Origin of the sequence: Gulosibacter sediminis (assembly GCF_030011715.1) — a bacterium.
Taxonomy (GTDB): Bacteria; Actinomycetota; Actinomycetes; order Actinomycetales; family Microbacteriaceae; genus Gulosibacter; species Gulosibacter sediminis.
On the sequence record NZ_JASCYH010000034.1, the window covers coordinates 1 to 15,667 of the forward strand.

Annotated in this window: 11 protein-coding genes; 2 read left to right on the forward strand and 9 right to left on the reverse strand. The window is 60.1% G+C overall.

Annotated features, from left to right (window positions below; genetic code table 11):
- Window positions 1-166 precede the first annotated feature (166 nt).
- Together QM019_RS10090 and QM019_RS10095 are read left to right on the forward strand one after the other, a co-directional pair.
- Entirely contained in the window at window positions 167-649 is a 483-nt protein-coding gene (locus QM019_RS10090; RefSeq protein WP_282852874.1) for a hypothetical protein, read from the forward strand.
- A 3-nt stretch (window positions 650-652) separates the two neighbouring features.
- Window positions 653-1,450, forward strand: coding sequence for a polysaccharide pyruvyl transferase family protein (locus QM019_RS10095; RefSeq protein WP_282852875.1), 798 nt, complete (start codon window positions 653-655; stop codon window positions 1,448-1,450).
- Window positions 1,451-1,495: 45 nt separating this feature from the next.
- Here QM019_RS10095 and QM019_RS10100 read toward each other — a convergent pair whose 3' ends face one another.
- From QM019_RS10100 to wecC, 9 genes are all read right to left on the reverse strand, one after another.
- Complete coding sequence (locus QM019_RS10100) at window positions 1,496-2,227, reverse strand: DUF6270 domain-containing protein (protein WP_282852876.1); 732 nt, start codon at window positions 2,225-2,227, stop codon at window positions 1,496-1,498.
- A 4-nt stretch (window positions 2,228-2,231) separates the two neighbouring features.
- Complete coding sequence (locus tag QM019_RS10105) at window positions 2,232-3,413, reverse strand: hypothetical protein (protein WP_282852877.1); 1,182 nt, start codon at window positions 3,411-3,413, stop codon at window positions 2,232-2,234.
- Between the two features lie 24 nt (window positions 3,414-3,437).
- Window positions 3,438-4,352, reverse strand: a complete 915-nt coding sequence (locus tag QM019_RS10110) for a hypothetical protein (protein WP_282852878.1) — start codon at window positions 4,350-4,352, stop codon at window positions 3,438-3,440.
- Window positions 4,349-8,908 carry a glycosyltransferase gene (locus tag QM019_RS10115; RefSeq protein WP_282852879.1) on the reverse strand — a complete coding sequence of 1,520 codons (4,560 nt, stop codon included), beginning with the start codon at window positions 8,906-8,908 and terminating at the stop codon, window positions 4,349-4,351. Before QM019_RS10115 ends, QM019_RS10110 begins: the two co-directional genes overlap by 4 nt.
- Window positions 8,909-9,710: 802 nt before the next feature.
- A complete protein-coding gene (locus tag QM019_RS10120) occupies window positions 9,711-10,916 on the reverse strand; it encodes a glycosyltransferase family 61 protein (protein ID WP_282852880.1) in 1,206 nt (401 codons plus the stop codon).
- Window positions 10,917-11,094: 178 nt separating this feature from the next.
- Complete coding sequence (locus QM019_RS10125) at window positions 11,095-11,784, reverse strand: hypothetical protein (RefSeq protein ID WP_282852882.1); 690 nt, start codon at window positions 11,782-11,784, stop codon at window positions 11,095-11,097.
- On the reverse strand, window positions 11,781-13,931 hold the full coding sequence (locus QM019_RS10130) for a glycosyltransferase (protein WP_282852883.1): 2,151 nt from the start codon (window positions 13,929-13,931) through the stop codon (window positions 11,781-11,783). Before QM019_RS10130 ends, QM019_RS10125 begins: the two co-directional genes overlap by 4 nt.
- Window positions 13,924-14,325, reverse strand: coding sequence for a hypothetical protein (locus QM019_RS10135; RefSeq protein ID WP_282852884.1), 402 nt, complete (start codon window positions 14,323-14,325; stop codon window positions 13,924-13,926). The genes QM019_RS10130 and QM019_RS10135 overlap by 8 nt, the downstream gene beginning before the upstream one ends.
- 56 nt (window positions 14,326-14,381) lie before the next feature.
- Window positions 14,382-15,659 (reverse strand): UDP-N-acetyl-D-mannosamine dehydrogenase, encoded by a 1,278-nt coding sequence (wecC, locus tag QM019_RS10140; protein ID WP_282852885.1) that lies wholly within the window; start codon window positions 15,657-15,659, stop codon window positions 14,382-14,384.
- Window positions 15,660-15,667 lie beyond the last annotated feature (8 nt).

The window sequence follows — 15,667 nt, forward strand, 5'->3', positions numbered from 1 at the left end:
GTCATCGTGATGATGCCTTTCGAGTGGGATGTGAGAGTTTCCTCGAAGGATCACACGGTGGCCGCGCTTTACGTCGTGAACGACGAGCTGGCCACCGTGGGCTACACCACTCTAGGGGGCACTACTCCAAGCCGGTCCAGGACGCTGGCACCGTGACGAAAACAAGGTGATCTGGATCGCCGACTTCGAAGAGGGCCACACGCCGCCGGACCGCGCCTTGCTCATCGAGTTGCTCGGCACCCTGACGTGCACACCAGCGAAACTCCTTCCCCTCGTCGAAGAACTTGATGAACTGTCAGTGATCGGCGACGATCCCGTTCGTCGACCGATGGACCTCAGGTCAGCGAGGCACACATTTGACCAGACAATCTCGATACAGCGCACGCATAACACGGTGCGCGTTGTCGCTGACTGCGTGCCCGACGGTTTTGGGAATCTTCGCTGGCAGGCAGTGGCTTCTCAAGCGGGGCGAGACATCGCGACGTCGCAGCTCTTTGAGACTTGGGGCCTCTGGCAGGTCCCCGACTCCCCCGGAACGAATCAAGATTTCGACGTTCGAGTTCTCGTCTTCGACGGTTTCGGTAACGTCATCGCCCAGCAACAGCTGACGAAAAACCAAGTCCAAACCGACGTAGATAAAAGCAGCTAGCCCATGATCAACATTTATGCCCACAAGACCACCGTCAGGGGAGACTCCGGCAACCTCGGCGACATGATGGGGTTCCACATTGCCGACTGGTTGCTCGGGCCCGACAAGTATCGGCGCCTCGGGATTCGGCAGAAGGACGCGCTTCCTGCCGGGACCATCTCGCTCGTCGGCTCGGTAATCGCGGGGCTCGTCGACGCACCCGTACGTATCATCGGCGGCGGCCTGATTAACGGGAACCCTCGCCAGTACGGCAGTGATATCAGCATTGAAGCGGTCCGGGGCTTCTTGACGCAAAGTGTCATCGAACGCGACACCGGCCAGGTTCCGGTAGTCATCGCTGACCCTGGCATGCTGCTGTCCCGGATCGCTCCGCTGGCCCCGGTGCCACACCGCAAGAAAATGGGGTTCATCATCCACGATGTAGATCGGGACGAATTCGCCAATCGCTACCCCGACCAGGTCGAAAACATCGTGGACAACTATGCGCCCAAGGCAGAATTCGTTCGCCAGCTTTCGGGGTACGAGGCGATCGCTTCCACAAGCCTTCACGGTTGCATTTTTGCGCACTCCTACGGGATCCCCGTCGCACCGTTTGTCCTCACGGACAGAGTGTTCGGCGGTGATTTCAAGTTCCGAGACCACTATTCCGCGTTTGGCATTGACGCCCGACGAAACCCACTCGACGGCCCGGTGGAGTCAGTCTTGGCGAGCGTGATGTCGTTCCCGCAGCCCACAAGAGACCAGAGCGCCCAGCTCATGGATCTCCAAATTCAGACGATTGCGCGAGCGCTGCGGGCGTAACCCTGAGTCCGAGAGTTTGGGCGAGCTGCCCGTGCCGGGTTGCCGCTAGACAGCACGTCGGTGCGTCAAAATAGCGTCGCCAAAGTCAAAGTAGGCGCGGTCCACGTAGTGATACGGCGCAACGCCCCAGAGATGCTCAGTCGTCGACACACACGATTCAGGGTCCTGCTGCAACACGGTGAAGCCGAGGTCCTCGAGTTTGGCATAGTACCGGTCGTACATAGCGTTCCACTCAGCAATCGGGCGACCGCTAGGGCCGTCAATCGTTTCACCTTCAATTGAGGTCTCCGCGAACTTCGCGCCCAGCACGAACACTCGATCCATAGCGGGCTCGAGGGCAGCTCGCACTTTCTCGGCCGCTTTCGACCACAGGGCAAAGTGCTTGTCCGTGCCGAACTTGATCCACTTGCGAAGGTCCGCAGAGCTGACGAGGCCAGTGCGGCGCATCTCCCCCGACCAGGTGACATATGTCCCATTCAGAGGAATTACTCCCAGCCGCTCATCAATGAGGTCGAGCAAGATGACGTCGCTGGCAAGCGCTTGATCGCCGCCGATCAGACGCTTGCCCATCGAACGAAAGTCAAAATCAACCATTCGGGCCTGAAATTTGGAGGCCAGTTCGTACCGGGGCGGAGCGACGGGCTTCGAAAAGGCGCTGATCCATGACTGCCGCGCGAGGTAGTAGCTGACCTCGAAGCGGTCGGGGTCCAACCTCACGAGGTCCCGCGAGACGCACGAGCCATACATGAATACTCTCAGTCGCGACGTTTCGCTCATACGCTCAGACTTCCTGCGACGCTGCACGATCGGTGACCTCACCGTCTCGGCGGATGAACGCTCGAACCGTCACCGCGGGAGGCACGTCCTCAAATACCGCGTTCGCGGATTGGCCGTAGGCGCGCACGTCTATGCGTTTGTTGCCACGCATGACCTGCAGCGCAAGCTGAGCACCAGACTTCTTGACGTCGTCGAAGTTCGTTGAAACCTCAAGACGACGACCTCGCCGCTTGGCTTCGACTTTGAACCGCCCTGGCAAAATCCCAAACCACAACTCAGAAGTACGCCCCGTGGGCACCTGCTTTTGGCTCAGCCCGAGCACATCGCGCGCGGTCGACAGCGTCTGGGACCCCAATCCCACGAGTTGGAACCCGTCCTTGCGTTGCCGCGAAAGATTTTGTCCCCATCGCATATAGACGAAGCCAGCAACGAAGTTGCGCACCGCATACAGCCCAACTCCATGGTGCGCCATCTTGCGCTGCTGCTCCTTATCCATGATTTCGGGGATCGACCATGCCGACCGCTTCGCCAGATCGTCTCGCGCACCCGGCTTGTCGATGACGTAGAACTTGTCGCCAGTGAGGGTCCGCTCGAGAGCAACCGTGCGCACCTCGACCTCATGATCGCCGATGTAGGCGAGATTGACATCCAGCAGCCCGAGCGCCAAGTCTTCTTGGTGCGCAATCCGCTCGTCAGACCTCGCCGCTTCGGCGACGGTCACCAGCGTCGTCGTGTGCCAGGGCAGCCAGATGTCATCGTCATCCAGTGTGACGCGGATCAGCCGGTCGTACGCGCCGAAATCGACCGCCGCGCACGACGACGTGAAGAGCTGTTCCCGGTAAGGTGCATGCTTGCTCGGGTTCTTTTGCCAATCCACGCGAGTCGGGTCGCCTTCGGGGTAGCCGATCCCGGGGTGGTCGTAGGTGTGAGTCGTGATCGAAACGCGGGCATCCCGCACTTCCGCCCAGCGGTCGATTTCGCCCTGCACCTTGTCGATCCAGGTGCCCTTGTCTTGCGAGACATAGACCACCACGGACAGCTCAGCGTGGGCCGGCACTTGCTGCTTCGACAGCGACTCGAGAGTCAGCTGAAGTCGCTCGAAGTAGGACGAGAGAATGTCAGGGTCGTTCTCAAAGTCGCAGAAGATCATCTCAAGCAGGATGAGCGTCGATGCGGGTTCATTCATCGCGGATTCCTAACCGAATGCAACTTAACGTTCGTCTTCGACGAACACGTCGCCCGCGCGCACGACCCGCTCGTCGTCCCAGCGCTCGAGGGTGAGGTCGAGGTATTTCGTCAGCACGTGCCGGTACGGCATGCTGTGGCCGTCGCCGAAGTAGCGAATGTCGAACTCCATGCCGCCGTCGGCACTCACCGTGCTCTCGAGTGGCAGGTCGAGCTGAGTCGCGAGGTGCCCAAGATGGTTCTCCATGTGGAACATGTCACCACTGTTCTGCACGATGAGCGCGCGGTTGCGCATCTGCGTCGTCGAGGTGACGGCGTCGAGCGCCGACAGCCGCCCGGGCAGCGCGGCGCGAGCCTCCTCGAAGTTAGCGAAGCTCGGCAGCGCGACCTGCATGAAGCGCTTGACGAAGCGCTGGTAGTACTCCGCGATCGTCACCTGCGGGTTGAACGAAAGTGCGCGCGAACCGGGCACGTGCGACGACGCCATGAGCGACGCGAAGCCACCCGCCGAGCCGCCCATGAACAGCACCCGTGCGAGGCCGAGCTTGTCGCGCAGCTGCGTGGCCAGGCGCACGACGCGAGCAAGTTCATCCGACTCGCGCGTGCCGACGTACCACCCGATCTGCAGGTCGGCCGCCAGCGCGAGCGTCGGGTCGCCGACATAAAGCACGTGCTCCTGGCGCTCCTTCATCGTGCCGAGCCACTCGAAGCGCGGCAGCGTGTACTTCTCGCGGTCGATCGCGCCGTGTAGCACGACGACGAGCGTGTCGGTCGTGCCCGGCTGGTAGAGCGCGTGCAGCGGCCCGCGCTCTTGCCGCGACTTGTCGGGCGCGAACACGTAGTGGCCGCGCTTGCCGTTCGGTGCAAACAGCGAGGGGTCGGCCCACTGGATTACCTCGGCGTCATGCCGGGTATCCCGCTGAGGTGTTGCAATCGTCATTCTTGCTCCTGGGCGGACGGCGAGATCGCTTCCGCTAGCTCGGCCAGCACATCGTCAGCGCCAAACCGTTCCTGCACCATCGCCGCGAGCTGGGTCGGGTTGCTCTTCGCTGAAAGCACCCGCTGCGCCATCTCTTCGACGGTCGCGCTGATCCACTCTCGAGGATAGATGAGATCGGCGCCCGGCCAGTCAATCGACGTCGGGAGGGCCCCCGAGGCCGCGCCGTCGGGGATCGTTAGGTGGAACGACTCGAAGTCGCTCACCGACACAGCGACGCCGATATTGCGGTACCACTCCTCCATGTCGGGCCCGAAGCCGTCGAAGACGACGGCGCCCTCGCGCTTCGCGTTGATCGCGTCGATCCGCGCATACTGCGCGTCATAGTACGCCATCTCGTCGGGTCGGTTGAGCATCCACGGGTAGTCGGCGGGCTGCTTGCCCTTGATGCGCAGCTTGTAGCCGCCGTCGACCTCGAGCAGGCGCTCGAGCAGGTCAAGGGCCCGGTCGAGTCGCTTCGGCTGCGCGACGATACCGACGAGACCGAGCGTATGCTCGGCGCCCTCCTGCTTCGGCAGCTGCAGCGACGTGACGTCAACGGGGTTCGGAATCACCCGCGTCTTCTTCTGGGGCACGCCGTGGCTCTCGATCGCGGCACGGCGAATGAGCTCGCCGACGAAGATGTACTCGTCGACGTTCTTGTGCGCAATCGCGCGCAGGTGCGGCCGGCGCAGCTCCTGCGAGTGGACGCGAACGACGAGCCGCTGGTGCGGCTTAACGCGCTTCGAATACCACTCGGCGTTACCGAGCGCCCACTCGCAGAATACGATGTCGGCGCGCTCGAGCAGCTCCTCGGAGCGCTCGGCGTCGTGCTTCGTGTGGCTCTCCCACTCGTCGAGCAAAATCGTGTGCCCGGCCGCCTCGAGCGTCTCGATGAGAGTGCGCGCGAACTTCAGGTCGTGGCCGGCGACCAGGATGCTCTTGCTCGCGTTGTTCTCGCCTGGCACCGCGGTCTCAGCCTCTTCGACGGGCAGCGTGTACACCGGCTCGGCTGGCGCGAACAGCAGCTCGACGCCAGTCACCGGGCGCGTGTTCAGCGCGCGCTCGAGCCCGTGGCTGAACTCAACCAGGTCGCGACGCACGAGCCCCTCGGTGCCGTTCGGCACATCCATCGGCATCGCGAGTGCAACGCCCGCATCGTCGGCGGTCGCGGTGCGGAAGGTGATGCGGTTCCAGTCACCGAAGCGGGTCGGCAGCAGGAGGTCCTCGAAGTGCGTGCGACCGACGGGCGCCGACACCTGGCCGAGCCAGTCAGACTGTGACTGCTCAATCGCGGCGGCACCCCGCACGCGCACTCCGAGAGACGAGAGGCGCTCACTCGCCGCGCCAAAGCCGTCGCTCACGAACACCTCGCGCGGCAGCACTGACTGACGCGCAACGCTGTCAAGCACGGCGTCGTCGCTCGCGTCGAACGCGAGCCCGTAGCTCGCCCCGACTCGGGCGGCCACGGGGATGCCCGCGGTGCGCGCGAGCAGCACGAGCGCGGTGTCGACGGTATGGGCTCGGTAGATGGCACGCATCTGGAACCAGGCCTCGCGCACGCGCTCCGCGGGGTGGGTGCTCCAGTTGTGCAATAGCGCACGCCACGTCGCGTTGTCGTTCGTGGCGGGGATCACGCCCCCAAACGTCTCGGTGATGCCGCGGCCCGGGCCCGAGAGCACGACGCCACCGCAGCCGGCGACCTCGACCACGCGGCGCGAGAACATCGAAGGCGATTCGGTCACCGAGTTCACGTTGAGCTGCGCGAGGTGTGACTTGTACGAGTCGATGACTTGGTCGTACGGCAAGTGACCGCGGACGAACTCCTGCAGGTCGTCGGGGAACTCGTAGGGAGAGTCGGGGAACGCGAGTTGCCGGTCGTAGATCGCGAGGCCCACGCGCGTTGCGGCGTTGAGCAGGCGCCGCAGCTGGTGCGAGCGCTCGGCGTAGCGGTCGCCGTAGTAGGTGCCAGCGTACGCGGCGGTGGGGTCGTACTCGGTGCGCGCGGGCAGCGGGTTGTGGATCGCGGGCTGCGCGTAGAACGGCAGCGCCGAGGCCGTTTTCGTGATGGCGCCGGGCGTCTCGAGATAGGGCACGATCATGTTCGCGTCGGTCGTGAAGACGTGGTCGCAGCGGGCGGCCGTCTCGCGGAACCGGGCGAAGTGCACCGGGTCTTCCTTGTTCCAGAAGACGGTAGGGATGCCGAGCTCGCGGCAGCGCTCGAGCGCGCCGTAGAGGTCGGCGTTCTCTTGCTCGCCGTAGTGCCCAACACCGCGGGTCCACTGCCCCTCGTTGCCTGCCCAGGCCGACTCGATGAACACGAGGTCGAACGCGTCGGGCGAAGCGAGCTGCTCGCGCCAGCGGTCGCGGTCGATCGGGGTGACCTGCATTGAGGCGGCGAGGGTCGCCGAGGTGAATTCGTCGGCGACGAGGCCGACCCGCAGCGAGCTCAGCGTGCGCGGGGCGGGCAGCGCCTCGGCATGGCGGGCGCGGGCGAACTCGTAGGCGCCCGTGATCTTGTGGCCGAGGCCCGACCAGGTTCGCTCGTCGATGGTCCACAGGCGCGCCTTACGGCCGAGGTCGGCCCGCAGCTCCGGGTCTTCGATCAGGCGCTGCAGCTGGTCGGCGAGCGCCGACGCGTCGCCGGCCGGGAACACGAGACCGCGAGCCTCGTCAGGACCCGCGATGTCAAGGTGCGGCGCGACGTCGGAGAACACGACGGCCTTGGCGGAACTGAACGCTTCAAGCGGCTTCAGCGGCGACACGAGCTCCGTCACTGCCGAAGAGACCCGCGGCAGCGGCATGATGTCAAAGGTGCTGAGGAGTCGCGGCATCTCCTCCATCGGCAGTCGCCCGGGGAAGGTCACGGTCGTGAGCCCGAGTTCATCTCGCTGTCGTTTGAGGCCCTTCACGGTATCCCCGGACCCGGCGATGGCCACTTGATGCACGATCCCGCGTTCGGCGAGCTTGGCCGACGCTTCCACAAGCAGCGAGAGCCCCTCATACGGCACGATGCTGCCGGCGAAACCCAGCACCGGCACGTCGGTGCGGATCTTGTGGCTGGCCGCGTACGACTCGTCCTTTGGCAGCGGCACGAACTGATTTGTGTCCACGGCGTTGGTAGCAAGGATCATCTTGGCTCGGTCGACGCCGCGGCGTTCGAGTTCATCGGCGACCTGCGTCGTGATCACCAGAACCGAGTCTGCCTCGTTGGCGACGAGCGTTTCGAGCCGTTCCATGCTCTTGTATCGCTCCGTGTTTTCCCAGCCGGGCTTCTCGGCTGCCTCGGTGATTTCCCAAAGCCCACGTACTTCGTACACGAAGGGGACGCCGAGTCGACGGGCCGCGATCAACGCCGCGAGGGCGGTGCGGAAGTTCGAAGCCGAGTGAATGATCGAGGGGCGTTGAAGACGCGCTTCGCGAACGAACGCATCGGCCGCCGCAAGAATGTAGTGGTCAATCGCGGTGCTGCCGAGACCGGGCCCGGGCAGATGCACGTACTCGACATCGTCAACCGCACGAACGGTGCGTTCTTGGCTTGGCTTTTCAACATCTGACGGCCCGTCCCACGGGTAGCCGGCGCGCGCCACGACGGTGACATCGTGCCCACCGTCACGAAGACCCGCGGCAACACCGCGAGTGCGTGTCGAGTAGCCGTTCGAGTTGAACGCCGGCGTCGAGTGGACGCAATACATGATCCGGCCTGGCTCCGCAGAATAGGCGATGCCCGGCGCTCGCGCCGGGATCGTCGCCGCGTTCGACTCGATACGTTCGTACCCCTTGATTTGCTCAACGAGGCGCGAATACTGGGGTGTGAACTTCTCGACGATCTCCGGGTGGCGGTCGATAAGGTCGGCTGGCTCGTGAATCAAACCAAGCTGGTACCACTGTCGGTTGATGACTCGAGACAGGGTGTCAGCGTTGGGCTCAGCCTCAAATTCTTCCAGAAGCTGTTCGATCGAACGCTGGCTCACCGGAACCGCTTTGGGGGTCGAGATGATTGATTCCGACGGTCCTGCTGCGGCGGCGTTTTCCGCCGCCGACGCCAGCGTCTCATCACCGCTCGATTCAGCCGCCGCTGCATCACTGCCAGCCGACGGCCCGGTAGCCTCAAGTCGCTCAGTCGGCTGGAGCAACTTCTTCGCAGCGGTCGCGGGCCACAAGACGGAGCGCCCAACCTGCATGGCGCGAGACCCACGTACACGCTTCAGGTCTTCCTTCAGCCGTGCTGTCTCGCGACGGTATGCGTCGAGTGACCCGTTGGCACGAATAAGGTCGACTTTCAGCTGGTCACGCTGCTTCTGCAGGTGTTTCAGCTCCTCCGCGAGCTTGTCGCGATCCTTTGCCGCGTTCTTAAGTGCGGAGAGTTCGCCCTCGACCTTCGCGAGCTTCTTCTTGTCACGATCATGACGCTCCTGCAGAGCCACGAGACGAGCCGCAACCGCAACGGGATCCGAAATGAGCTCCGCTGTCCGGAGGGCCTCGATGTAGTCCCGCGAGCGTCGTTCGTCCGAATGCATGCGTGTATCCCCTCCAGCGCGTCGGCCACCGCAGCCCTGCAACTTCGGCATGATTGTATCGATGCTGAGGAACCTCTTGGTTGCCCATACCCCAGGGGAGATCGCCACTTCAGCCTCCGACACCATCATGGCGCCACACCCAGCTGGGATCATCGTGGATAGAAATACGGCCAACTGCCGTGAGAACGGGAGAAACAGAAGAGAAAGAATTCCGCGGCAATCTTTTCGCTCACATGTCTCGAAGACTTCGATCCCAAACGCGTGCACTGCCCCTTTTCCTGCGACAATCTGCACGGGGCTTAGTGGCTTCATCGATCCCACCAATGTCAGGAAGATCGGACTTAGTCTGACTTCGAGGCTCGACGATGAATTCCAACTTCAGCAGATCGTTGGGCCGTTGGCCGTGGGCGATGCCGTTTCGCAGCTTCGCGTGACAGCCGTACACCTCTGCAAGCTCCGCAGACACTTCGGGACACTAGTGAGTAAGTTCCTCGGAGACCCCAAGGTCACGCAGAAGCGTCGCTCTCACTCTGCAATTACCGAGGAAGTTTCGCACGAGATCGTGCCCTGGCAAGCAACCATGCCTTGCCAACGACGATGAACCAGCGGGCGCCATAGGGCTCAATTTCTACCTCGGTGAAGCCCTCCTCACATAGCGACGACTACCCGATCAATTTCGTCGAATAGCCCGAATACGGCTCAACCTCAGCTGCCGAATAGGAGCGACCCACAACCGGCGCAGGCAAATTGGTGCATCTGATTCACAGGGCCGATAAAATTGGCAGCGCGCGAGTGGCACTATCTATCTTGTGAGGAGGTCTTCAAGCAGGCTTGCCATCCCTTCTATAAGGCCAGTAGCACCACCCTCATCAAGAATCATTGGATAGTAGTTCGGGGTAACGAATTGACTACGTCTCTGAAAATCCCTATTAATTAACTCGGGAAGGAATATTTCAAGTACGCGACAGTCATCCGGAGCAAAACAAATATTCGCCATACCAGCACCATGTGATGCCACGATTACCTGAGCGCACGAGAATTTGTCGACCTGCTCCTCGAACGAATGCTCCTCCGCAAAGAAAATCTCAAACCCAAGGGAACGCAAGTAATTCTCAATTATCCACTCATCAGGCAGGCTTCGCTGCGATTTGGATCGTGATACATAGATCAGTTCACTCGACGAGGCACCAGCAGCCGTGTTTCGCAATTGAAGCGCTATAGACCTGAAGAATTGAACAAATGTCGAACTCCAGTAATATGGCCCACCCTCCGGGAGAACGGCGGTGCTAAATATAGCATTTTGCACCGACTCGCGAGAAACTAGTCTCGAAACGTCAATACCCATTGCTCGGCAGATTACGGGGAGAAATCCAAACGGATCCTTCTCGAAAACAATCGGAACATCAGCATCCACAGTATATATATGTCTAAGCCCGTAAGCCATTTCAGTCAAGGAGTGATAATAGTTTCCGGATACATATGGGAACGGCAAGATGTACACCATCTCAATTTCACGCTCCGGCCGTTCGACCAGCACCAAGCCTGTCAAACGAGGGAGTCGACCCGATCTCGTCGGATGAAAAACACCATCTGCGTCTATGGCCGTGGCTTCAGTCCACCCAGTTCTCGACAAACGAACATCATGTGCGACAAAAACTCGATCTTCGACGTAATCGGACGGGGGCAACCCGAAACTTGCCGACGTGAGTCTTGCCCTGTGTTTTCTCGACAGATGCTCGTCATGCATCGATCGGCTTATTGGCATCGTAGCGAACCGCCCCTGATAGAGACCGGCGCTCGTTGATCCCCAGTATTTGGAAAGCAAACCGCCAACGGGAGCCAAAGATGCGGGGATCCCACGCAAAAGTTCGAGCGATTCCCGACTGTCCGCGTCGATCATCTTCTGCAGACGAAGAGCCTGAGATTCAGCGTCACGAATCTGCGACAGACCTTGGGAGACTCGATAGTTATCGTGCTCAATGTGCCCAGCAGCTACATAGGTATCCACCCACTCCTTGGCAGGTGCAGACCCTTCCTCCCGAACCAGCCTAAATATCGTAGATGTAAAATCCATTGGGCTCATCTGATCTAGGTTCATTCACCCCACCTCCCACGACTCAATCACAGACCCCTCAGAGACACACGCGGCTACGACCATACCCTCTGCAGCGGCCAATAGACACGACTCACGAAACGGAATTAGCAGACTCTTCGAGCAGAACTCGTGCTTCACTCTCCCTTAAGAAACCGAACTTGACCGTATCCATCAACCTTGAGAGTCGATCCCACTGAACATCATCAATTTCGATCGAGTCTGGAATTACCAGCGTGTTGCATCGGAACGCCTCCATAAACAATAGAGCTACTGAAATATACGGAGACAATGCTTCCTGCTGCGGCACGAACTTGGAAAAGACCGGAGCATTCGAAGCCACGCGAATCTCGTCCGTTGCCAGAATGGAACCCGACCATTCGGCTGAGTCAAGAACAGTCAAGGACACATTTCGCGGCATTCCCCATTGATTCGGAAGCTTGGTCGTTTCATGACCTGGAATGTTGAGGAGAGCCATGCCATCACCCTGCGGAGCCTCCGTAGGATTCAAATCAAGAGGGAAGATACCGCACCAAGCAGGCGCCAAGTAGTCTTGCATTGCTTCCGCGAGCTCCGCAGATACCTTTCGCGGCAGAATCAACTCACCACTCACGAACGGCGCGAAAACCAGAAACGAAGCGAGATTAATCACATCGTTCTTCAAGAAGAGCGCATCCCTGTCCACCAGTAGTTGACCTATGGGCGGTACTCCATCATATTCACCCGGCTGAGCCTCAAAATAATACCGACCGTTCAGACCTGCATCGGCCCACGAGAGCTTCATGCGTTTGTCCTAACCACCGAAGTAATCCGCGCTTTAAGTCCGTTCAGGCCACCGGCAGCGTCCCTCACTCGCAACGCAAGCTCAACCGGCTTGTCGTCTGGGGGGACGATGATCACGCCGACTCCAAGCTCAGAATCTTGGCCCTTCCAATTAAACTGCTCAATCTCAGCCTCAGCTTGTGAGTCGAGCGCTTGAAGATCGCTTGGGTCGCCGACAACGAGGATCAATTTGATGTCAAGTTGATCGCCATGCACGCCCGAGTAGTAGGCGCTCAAACGTGCCAAGAGGGCGGCCTCTGGTGAGGGTGAGTCTGTACCCCCCGCACCGAGACGGATCGGTTCCCCAACCTTCATCTGCGCGTGCTGATTCCGCACCTTAGTCTCCACGACCACGTCCAGGCCCTCGCTCGCTCGCCAGCGCAGCAGCTCATCGAGCGACACCTCGTCCAGCACAAACTCTGCGTCCACAACAGGTCCATTGACGCGCCGAAGAGTGCTGTGGCTTGTGGCGCGCGTTGCTAAAGCGTGTTGCATCGCATGCTCATGCTCGACGTTGCGAATTCGCACCGATGCGCGCCGCTCTACGGTTACATCTGGCAAGTACTCCAGCACGCGAGGCTCCACAAAACGTTGCCCTTCGATCGGAACCTTATCTTTGGTGCTTCGCTCTTCGCGAGCGGCTGCCATATCCGGCATAGAGAACGTCGACCGACCCCACATCGAGGTAATCGCACCAGCTGATTTCTGAATTCCCGTATCAAGCTCAGTGATTTGGCCTGGGTGCCGGCGGCGCATCAATACATACTTGCCCGAATGCGCAAGCTTGATCCCGCTCCGGACCATTCTGATAGCCATATTGTAGTCGGAGCCGCTCCGCAACGACTCGTCATAGGGAACGGCAAGCATCCACGCGCGCTCAACAAATAACGTTGGGTGCAGGTATGTCGCATTGTTGAAGAGGATTGATTCTAGTGACAGCGACTTACCCGGATAAAATTTGCGCTCACCGGTGACCTCATCGAAATCGATCCAACCACCATAGCTGCCGTTTGCACCATCATTGACCGCATTTAACTCGTTCTCGAGTCGGTCCGGGAGCATGAGATCATCATCGTCCATCACTGCGATGAAGCGACCGTTGGCCATGCGAGTGGCACGGTTCCGGGCGGCCGCGAGACCAGAATTTGACTGATACTCATATTTGATTCGCGGATCATCAAAGTCCTTTACTGCATCCGCAGTATTGTCAGTCGAGCCATCATCAATAATTAGTAGCTCGAAATCCCGGAACGTCTGCCCGAGGACGGACAGGATCGCATATCTGAGGTACTCGGCACGATTGAAGGTGGATATAACAACGCTCACCAAAGGCGGGCGAGTAACTGGCGCGTAGATCCACTTGTTTAGATTGCGCGCAACGGTCTTATCGTTGGTCTGGATTTCGCGATTCTTCTTAATTGCATTGCGCCCCGCGACAGTGGCATTTGCAGAATCGCGCGACGACGGATGCCAGACATGAAACATGCGAGCTGCTGGATCGGTCATCCACGTGAGCTTCAGCCCCAGACGACGCATGCGGCGTGCGAAGTCAATGTCTTCACCGCCATAGATTTCCATTCGTTCATCCAACCCCCGAACGGCGATGTATGCAGCCCGCGGAACTGCAATCATCCCACCCATCCCCCAACGTGGACGTTGTGTCGCGATGCGTGAAAGCTCAGGCCACTCATATCGCCCGTCCTCGATGTCTTGGTGATTGATCCCGGCCGGTAGATCATTGCACTGCATGACCATGTACTGGTTCGGGTCTCGTTCGAAGGAAGCTACAACCAGCCCGAATGTTTTCGGAGTGAATACCATGTCAGCATCGGTTGTCACCAAGATGTCACCTGATGCGACTTGAAGACCTGCGTTGAGAGCGCGCGAACGAGACCAAACTCCGTTGGTTTCCGTTCGAATGTACGTTGCCCCCTCGGCCTCAATCATCGATTTATGGCCACTCGAGTCGACTGAGCCATAGTCAGAAACGACGATTTCCGACCTCAGCCCCCTCAAGGATTCTTGTAGTGAACGAATAGCCCCAACGAGCCTCCGAATACCCCAGTCCTTATACCCGATTACAACAGATATTTGAGTATTCTCAGGCATGAGCTAATCCACCCTCAATCAAGTCCGACGTCTTGACCTTATTTTCAGCTTCAAAAGTGACTATTAGAACATCCACCGTCTCGAAACTTACACCTTCGTATCGCTTCCAAGGCTTTAGCACGATCTTCATTTCACCGGAAAGCTTGGGAATCTGTATTTCCCAAAGGTCGACAACCTGGGGTCCGGACTCGACGGTAGGCATATACCGGAAGGGCATCCCTAGCGACTCACTCATATACCACTGGGGGTTCAAATCCTGGAACGACTGCGGATTCTCACAGTCAAATCCCACCACAAAGGACTTCTCAGGCAATGCAGACTTGACTCGCACTGCAAGGTGAACATTTGAATACTTCGAGTACTGAGTGAGGTCCCACTCACGAGATGTTGCCATTGATCCCCTCATCTTCAGGTTGTTTGCCGAGGTAGGGCCGAGTGTACTTATGGCGGTTAACGCCAAATACCCTTGGTGTCGATGACGACCTTCTGCTCAAGGATCGAGCGGTCGGCTTCCTTGAACTGGTGGTGGTCGACGAGCAGGAGCACGATGTCGGCTTCTGCCACCGCATCCTCGAACGACGCCTTGGTGACGTTCGGATGCTTGGCCAGGCGCTCCGGGAGCTCCTCAACGTTCGGTTCGACGACACGCAGCTGCGCATCAGGAATCTGGGTTGCGAGCTTGTCGACAATGCCGAGCGATGGCGACTCGCGGAGGTCGTCGATGTCGGGCTTGAATGCGATACCAAGAGCAGCGATTACCGGGGCCTTGAAGCGCTCGGCGCGCTCGATGACCTTGCTGACGACGTAGTCGGGCTTGCCGTCGTTAACGTCACGCGCCATCTTCACGAGCTTCGACGAGGTCGGCGCCGCCGACACGATGAACCAGGGGTCGACAGCGATGCAGTGCCCGCCTACGCCGGGGCCCGGCTGCAGAATGTTCACGCGCGGGTGGTGGTTCGCGAGCTCAATGAGTTCCCACACGTTAATTCCGAGCTCGTCGCAGATGAGCGACAGCTCGTTCGCGAAGGCGATATTGACGTCACGGAACGAGTTCTCCGTGAGCTTCGCCATCTCGGCGGTGCGGGCGTCAGTGACGAGCATCTCGCCCTTGCAGAACGTCGAGTAGAGGTCGCGCGCCATCTCGGTCGCGCGCGGGGTCACGCCGCCGATCACGCGGTCGTTCTCAGCCATCTCGACCATGATGCGGCCGGGCAGCACGCGCTCGGGGCAGTGCGCAAAGTAGATGCTGTTCTTGTGGCCGTCTTCGGCCGTGAGATCGGGGCGCGCGTTGAGCACATACTCGGCCATCTTCTCCGTGGTGCCGGGAGGGGAGGTCGACTCGAGGATGATGAGCTCGCCACCCTGCAGCTGGGGGGCGATGTTCTCTGCCGCGGCCTTAATGTACTTGGGGTCGACCTTGTGGTCATCCGTGAACGGGGTGGGCACGCAGACGATGTACGCGTCGGCCTCGGGGGTGTCGGTCTGCGCGGAGAGGCGACCGCGGGCAACCACACCCGTGAGCAGAGACTCGAAGTCGGGCTCGAAGAAGGGCACCTCACCCGCGTTGATCTGGTCGACGAACTTCTGGTTGATGTCAACGCCGATCACCTTGGTGTCGGCGCTGCCGCTCGACGCGATAAACGCTGCGGTCGGGAGGCCGATGTAGCCGAGGCCGACTACACAAACAGTGCCAAAACGCGACTCAGTCGCAGTGGCCGGTGCATTCATGCGTTGTG